Genomic DNA, 6,316 nt, shown 5'->3' with positions numbered 1-6,316 from the left:
GCACACTGCCGCCAAAGGGGGCTCGAGGAACGAGGGCTGGGACGCTCCCGAGGCGGGCTGACCAGCAAGATCCACCTGGCCTGCGACGGGCGGGGCCGGCCGTTGGCCTTCACGGTTACCGCCGGCACCCGCAACGACTGCACCCAGGCCGAAGCGGTCATCGACGCGATCCGCGTCGCCCGGCCCGGGCCGGGACGCCCCCGTCGGCGGCCCGGACGGGTCGTGGCCGACAAGGGCTACTCAGCCCGTTCCTTCCGTGCCTACCTGCGCAGACGCGGGATCAAGGCGACCATCCCCGAGCGTGTCGACCAACTCGCAGGCCGGGCACGGCGCGGCGAGCGTCGGTGCGGCTACGACAGGGCCGTCTACCGGCGCCGCAACGTCGCCGAACGCTGCTTCCACCGCCTCAAGCAGTGGCGGGGCATCGCTACCCGCTACGACAAACAGCCCGGCCGCTACCGCGCCGCCATCACCTTGGCCAGCACACTCATCTGGCTAGACACATGATCGGCAAAACGCTCCCTAGCCATGCCGTTCTTCATGGAAAACCTCCTCAACCAGGTCGAGGCGATCAAGAGCCAGAGGATGTTCTACATGGCGAACACCGCCGACCGCCCACTGGCAACGGTCGCCACCCGCGACATAGCCGCGACTGCCGCCGCCCTACTGACCGACGGCTCCTGGAGCGGACAGGACACCGTCCCGGTGATCGGCGACACGTTGTCCCCCCATGACATGGCGCAGGTCCTGTCCGAGGTGCTGGAGCGCCCGATCCGCTTCCAGCAGGTCGAGGCACAGGCATATAAGGCGACGATGACGCAGTACGGCATGAGTGACGCTTGGGCACAGGGCCTGGTCGACATGGCCGCCGCCCAGAACGACGGCATCTACGATGCCGAGCAGAAGGCCATGACATCAGCCGCCCCCACCGGCTTTCGCCAGTGGTGCCAGGAGGTGCTCAAGCCCGCAGTCCTGACCTGAACGGCCCCCGGTACCAGGCATCCGGCCGGCATCGCCGCCGTCGCGAGGCGATCCGGCCGCGCCGGGCGCCGCTGCACCGACGCTGCGAGCGTCGAGCAAACCGCTTCAGGGCTTCGCCAGCAACGCCTGCACCCTCACCTGCCACCAGCGACCCACCTGTGCCACCGGCGGCTCAGCGTCAGCACAACCCTGTCAGCCGCTGATCGGGCAACCGGCCGTCGCCGCCGCGTTCCCCCCGATGGCCGCCTTGGCGATCCGATGGCACAGCGCCTGCCCGGAGCGCAGGGACCACGGCGGGAATAGCTCTCTGACTCATTGGAGTTTCCCGCTTCCCTCTCCATCGCTTACGATGTGTGCACCATTCACACCAGAGGGCAACGTAAGCGCTGCAAACATAAGGAAGTGTGACGTATGCCGCAGGCAGGTGGCTCGTATCACCACGGCGATCTGCGCGCCGCGTGCCTGCGCGCGGCGCGGGAGCTGCTGGAAGAGGACGGGAGTGCAGGACTGTCCCTACGGGCGGTGGCGCGGCGGGCCGGGGTTTCGGCGGCGGCTCCCTACCGTCACTACGCGGACCGCGACGCGCTCGTGTCCGCAGTCGCCGCGGAGGGCTACCGTGAACTCGCCGAACACCTGGCCGCCGCGCATCCGTCGCCCGCGACTGCCGACCAGCTCGCCGCGGTCGCCGTGGCGTACGTTCGCTTCGCCCTGGAGCATCCCGCGCTGTTTCGGGTGATGTTCGCCGAGCCGTGCGATCCGAACAGCGAGGAGCGGGTCAGCGCGACCGCCGCCATCTCGGAGTACGTGCGCACCATCGTCCGCACCGCCTTCCCCGGCGTCGACCCGGACGCGCTGTCGACCACGGTATGGGCCCTGGTCCACGGCCTGGCGTTCCTGCACCTCGACGGCAAGCTCGACGCCTCCTCCCCCGAGGTGGTCGCCGACCAGGTCCGCGCCGCCGTCCACGGACTGTTCTCCGCCTCCGCGGCGCTGTCGCAGGCAGCAGCCCCTGCACCGTCCAAGTAGCCACGGTGCAAGGGCCGTACATGTGTCTCGCGGCGGCGCGTGTTCCGGAACGCGCTGGTTCCGGACGCGCCCACCACGAGAGTGGTGACGAAGGCATTGACGGTCACACGGTTCAGGGCGACGACCGCCTGGTGCCGCAGTGGTACGGCGGATGGTCGAACGGCCGCTTCGATCGAAGTAGTTGACGGCCGGCCAGAGGTTACGGAAGGCCGGGGTGCGGTTCTGCTGTCGATCAGGGAACCCGGTGGTCCCGAGGTCCTGGAACGGACCGAGGTCGAAGACCCGGTGCCTGCCACCGGCGACGTGATGCTCTCTCCGGCCCCCCGGCGCGGGTGCCGGACGCCGCCCACGGGGTCATCATGGGAGCGTGATGGAACTGTTCCCACCGATGCCGCTGACGGAGTGGCGGGACACCAAGGAGACACTGCACCGCTTCGCACAGATCGTCGGCAAGATCCGACTGGCGGCGAGCGCCCGGTGCAACCACTGGTGGAACGTCCCGTTCCATCTCACGGGGCGCGGCATCACCACGCGTCCGATGAGTCAGGTCGACGGGAATCGGATCTTCACGATCGACTTCGACTTCGTCGACCACCGGCTCATCGTCGCGACGCTGGACGGCGAAGAACGGTCCTTCCCGCTTCCGGGCCAGTCCGTCGCGTCCTTCCACGACGCGACCCTGGCCGCTCTGACCGCGCTGGACGTCCGGGTGGACATCGCCATCCCCAGGCCCTTCGACCTGCCCGACGCCGGCCGGCCGTTCGCCCAGGACACCGAGCACGCGACCTACGATCCCGTGGCCGCCAACCGCTACTGGCGGGTCCTGAGCCAGGTGGCGTCCGTGCTGGAGGAGTTCGCTGCGGGCTACTCGGGAAAGCACAGCCCGGTGCACCACTTCTGGCACACCTTCGACATCGCCCACAGCCGGTTCTCCGGGCGACAGATCGACCAGCCCCGGCAGGTCGACCCCGTCACCCGGGAGGCGTACTCCCGGGAAGTGATCAGCTTCGGCTTCTGGTTCGGCGACGACACCTTCACCGAGCCCGCCTTCTACTCCTACACCGCCCCCGAGCCCGCCGGCCTGGCCGGGGAGCCGCTCAGCCCCGCGTCCGCGCGGTGGGTCAGGCGCGGCGACAGCCACCTGGCCGTGCTGCGCTACGACGTGGCCCGCGTCGAGACCGATCCCCGTGCCGCCGTCCTCGCCTTCTACGAAAGCGCCTACCAGGCCGGAGCCGGACGCGCCGGATGGGACATCGCGGCGCTCGCGTGCCCCGGAGGCATCACGGACCCGGTCCGGCAGATCTGACGCCCGGACCGGGAAGTCCAACGGTCGAGGGCGGTCAGTGGAGCTGCCTCTCCCAGTCCTCGGGGACCTTGTCCCGCGGGCCCGGAGTGGGCTGCGAGGCCGGGTGCGCGGTGGGCGGGGCCAGCTCCGGCCCCTCGTAGTACTGGTCGGTCTCGATATTCCAGAACCAGCTCTCTCCCGGTTCGAAGCTGGTCAGGAAGGGGTGTCCCGCCTCGCGCGCGTGCTTCGTCGCGTGCTGCGAGGGTGAGGAATCACAGCAGCCGATATGCCCGCACGCCGCGCAGCGCCGCAGGTGGAACCACCACCCCGGGCCGTCGCCCGCCGTGCACTCCACACAGCCTGCTCCGCTGGGAGTGGCGGTCGGATCGAGGCCTGGGATCTGGTCGTGTGGCATGAGGGATGCCTCCCTGATGAGGCGCCGTCGTCAGGTTTCGGTGCCGGTGCGCGCCAGGATGCCCTTGAGTAGCCCCGTGGCCTGGCCCACCTCGATGAGGTAGCCGTCCGGATCGCGCATGTAGCAGCGCAGCTCGGCGCGGCGGTCGATGGGCGGGGTGAGGAACTCGGCCCCTTTGGCGCTCGCCGTGGCGTAGAAGTCGTGGATGTCCGCCACCCGTACGTTCAGAAAGCTGGAGACGGTGTTGGGGTCTTCCGGTGTGCGCAGGACGACATCGGGTTTGTCGTCGGTGGGCCCGCCGCCCGGGTTCATGATGATCCAGCTGTTGGCGGCCTTGACGATGCAGGGGTTCTCATCCAGCACCACCGTTCCACCCAGTACGTCGGCGTAGAACGCCCGCGAGCGAGGGACATCGCTGACCGTGAGGAAGTGCGTGAGCACCAGCCCCTCGGCCGGTGCGGGAAGGTCGTCGGCTGTGGCGCCGGCAGACGTGACGTCGGACATACGTCGAGCGTATGGCGCGCATGGCCGTGCGGCATTCTCAGCCGGTGCGCCTCTTCACCTGGGTAGTGCCTCCGGTCGGTGCGGGAACAAGGACCTCGACAATCCTCATTCTCCCTGGTCAGAGGCACTTTCTGTGGCCGGCTGGCAGTCCTGTGAAGGCGGGGAGGCACTGTGACCGGCGCTGCGATTCGTCCCTGGCCCCGTTCGTGACCCGGGTGGGGCGTGATCGGTGAGTCAGTCGTGCCTACTCGACGGTGATGTCCTCGTAGGTGATCGTCACCTGCTCGGTTGCGGGCCCGGTCTCAGAAGCCCCCAGTGAGGGGCCTTCCCAGCGGGACGCCCAGGCGTTGCTGAGGTGGATACGCCGAACGGTCTGCTTCTTCGCGTCCTTCAGAGCGATGGTGAGGTTCTGCCGGGCACCGTCGAGGTCGGCGTTGACCAGCGTGGCTTTGATCCAGTCGGTGAATGCGGTGCTCTTGTCCATACCGCGGGTGATCGTGATCTCACCGGTCTTGCGTGCGCCCGGCTGCTTGCGGATGAGCAGTTCCCCGGTCGGGGACACCTGCCGGACCTCGACCACGTCCTGTTCCAGTTGCAGCCCAGACACGCTCTGGACCGTCTCGACTTGGAACTTGCCCAGCTCGATGGCAAAGGTGCTGCCACTGAAACTGTCACCGGTCAACACGACGGTTACCTCCCGCTGCTCGTCCCTTCGACCTGCTTCATTGCCGATAGTCCCTTGCCTCGGATGTCGCACCCCTGAGGCGCGCCTATCGGATCAAGGCAATCCACCCGTCGAACGGCCTGAAGCAGCCGACGAGCCGACCGGCTACTGGAAGACCGACCTGCCTGCCACCACCCCGATCGCCGACCTGGTGCGTGGTCGGCGTGGAAGGCATCAGGACATGGCGTGGTCCTTGCCCGAGCCGATGCAGCTCCACGGCCGTGGCAGCGGGCGTCCCGCCCCTCCATGTCGCTCGATGTGGACCATCTGCGCGGAGCCGATAACTTTCCGCCGCCTGGGGAGTCGTACACGCGACGACCAGCCGAGCGGAAGGCCCCCGATGGAGAGGGACTCACTTTTCCGTATCGCGTCGATCACCAAGCCCATCGCAGCGGCGGCGGTTCTGATGCTGGTCGAGGACGGACAGCTCGCCCTGGACGCGCCCGTCGAGGCGTGGCTGCCGGAACTGGCGAAGCCGAGCGTGGTGCGCACCGCGGACGGGCCGGTCGAGGACGTCGTCCCGGCGGCCCGCCCGATCACGGTCGAGGACCTGCTCAGCTCCCGCACCGGTTGGGGCTTCCCCGCCGACTTCTCACTCCCGGCCGTGCAGTCCCTGTTCGCTGTGCAGAAGGACGGCCGCGCCCTGCAGGACTGGCCGGACTCGGACACCTGGGTGGGTCTGCTCGCCCAGGTGCCCATGCTGCACCAGCCGGGAGAGGCCTGGCTGTACGGCACCTCCTCCGACCTCCAGGGCATCCTGGTCGCCCGGGCGTCGGGCCGTACGTTCCCCGACTTCCTGGCGGAGCGGATCTTCGAGCCGCTGGGGATGACGGACACGGCTTTCGAGGTTCCCGCGGTGAAGCGGCACCGCTTCACCTCGTTCTACACGCCGGCCCCGGACGGCACCCTGGCACTGGCGGACGCCCCGGACGGGGAGTGGAGCCGCCTCCCCCGCTTCCCCTCGGGCGGCGGGGGCCTCGCCTCCACCGCCGACGACTGGCTGGCCTTCGCCCGCATGCTGCTGAACGGAGGCGAGGCGGGCGGCCACCGCATCCTCACCCCCGCCTCGGTCAGCCGCATGACGACCGACCACCTCACGGCCGGGCAGCGCGCGAACGCCACCCTCTTCCTGGAGGGCCAGGGCTGGGGCTACGGCGGCCAGGTCGACGTCACCCGGACCGACCCCTGGAACGTCCCCGGCCGCTACGGCTGGGTGGGCGGCACGGGTACTACGGCGCACATCGACCCGTCCACGGGAGCGGTCGCGATTCTGCTGACGCAGGTCGCGATGGAAAACCCGACACCGACACCGCTGATGCGGGACTTCTGGAGGAGCGCGGCGCGCAGCCGACGGTGACGAGGACACGAGGGTCTCGGGAAC

7 protein-coding genes and 1 pseudogene are annotated in these 6,316 nt (G+C 69.2%); 5 read left to right on the top strand and 3 right to left on the bottom strand.

The genetic code is table 11. The features are described 5' to 3' along the window. From ACZ5CW_RS26705 to ACZ5CW_RS26690, 4 genes are all read left to right on the top strand, one after another. The coding region (locus ACZ5CW_RS26705; protein ID WP_468605577.1) for an IS5 family transposase at positions 1-507 on the top strand (507 nt) is incomplete at its 5' end. Positions 508-528: 21 nt separating this feature from the next. After that, the gene (locus tag ACZ5CW_RS26700) at positions 529-981 is read left to right on the top strand and encodes an NmrA family NAD(P)-binding protein (RefSeq protein WP_468605575.1); all 453 of its coding nucleotides are present in this window, start codon (positions 529-531) and stop codon (positions 979-981) included. Positions 982-1,392: 411 nt separating this feature from the next. Next, positions 1,393-2,007, top strand: a complete 615-nt coding sequence (locus tag ACZ5CW_RS26695; protein WP_468605573.1) for a TetR/AcrR family transcriptional regulator — start codon at positions 1,393-1,395, stop codon at positions 2,005-2,007. A 370-nt stretch (positions 2,008-2,377) separates the two neighbouring features. Further along, complete coding sequence (locus tag ACZ5CW_RS26690) at positions 2,378-3,313, top strand: DUF5996 family protein (RefSeq protein ID WP_468605599.1); 936 nt, start codon at positions 2,378-2,380, stop codon at positions 3,311-3,313. A 34-nt stretch (positions 3,314-3,347) separates the two neighbouring features. On the opposite strand, the gene ACZ5CW_RS26685 is transcribed toward ACZ5CW_RS26690, so the two are convergent. From ACZ5CW_RS26685 to ACZ5CW_RS26675, 3 genes are all read right to left on the bottom strand, one after another. Continuing rightward, positions 3,348-3,707: a UBP-type zinc finger domain-containing protein gene (locus ACZ5CW_RS26685; protein ID WP_468605571.1), complete on the bottom strand. Its 360-nt coding sequence runs from the start codon at positions 3,705-3,707 to the stop codon at positions 3,348-3,350. Positions 3,708-3,737: 30 nt separating this feature from the next. Beyond that, on the bottom strand, positions 3,738-4,211 hold the full coding sequence (locus ACZ5CW_RS26680; RefSeq protein WP_468605569.1) for a VOC family protein: 474 nt from the start codon (positions 4,209-4,211) through the stop codon (positions 3,738-3,740). 244 nt (positions 4,212-4,455) lie between these two features. Then, a complete protein-coding gene (locus ACZ5CW_RS26675) occupies positions 4,456-4,896 on the bottom strand; it encodes a phage tail protein (RefSeq protein WP_468605567.1) in 441 nt (146 codons plus the stop codon). 367 nt (positions 4,897-5,263) lie between these two features. Between ACZ5CW_RS26675 and ACZ5CW_RS26670 the strand changes: the two are divergent. Beyond that, positions 5,264-6,292: pseudogene (locus ACZ5CW_RS26670) on the top strand (serine hydrolase domain-containing protein); the annotation flags it as partial. Positions 6,293-6,316 lie beyond the last annotated feature (24 nt).

This window comes from Streptomyces sp. NPDC031379, assembly GCF_055569615.1.
The sequence above is the reverse complement of the archived record's forward strand: the minus strand, read 5'-3'. Positions and strand labels throughout refer to the sequence as shown.

Excerpts from the sequence above, each read along its gene's own strand:
- ACZ5CW_RS26680 (WP_468605569.1), bottom strand. The coding sequence starts at position 4,211 with ATGTCCGACGTCACGTCTGCCGGCGCCACAGCCGACGACCTTCCCGCA.
- ACZ5CW_RS26700 (WP_468605575.1), top strand. The coding sequence starts at position 529 with ATGCCGTTCTTCATGGAAAACCTCCTCAACCAGGTCGAGGCGATCAAG.
- ACZ5CW_RS26685 (WP_468605571.1), bottom strand. The coding sequence starts at position 3,707 with ATGCCACACGACCAGATCCCAGGCCTCGATCCGACCGCCACTCCCAGC.
- ACZ5CW_RS26690 (WP_468605599.1), top strand. The coding sequence starts at position 2,378 with ATGGAACTGTTCCCACCGATGCCGCTGACGGAGTGGCGGGACACCAAG.
- ACZ5CW_RS26695 (WP_468605573.1), top strand. The coding sequence starts at position 1,393 with ATGCCGCAGGCAGGTGGCTCGTATCACCACGGCGATCTGCGCGCCGCG.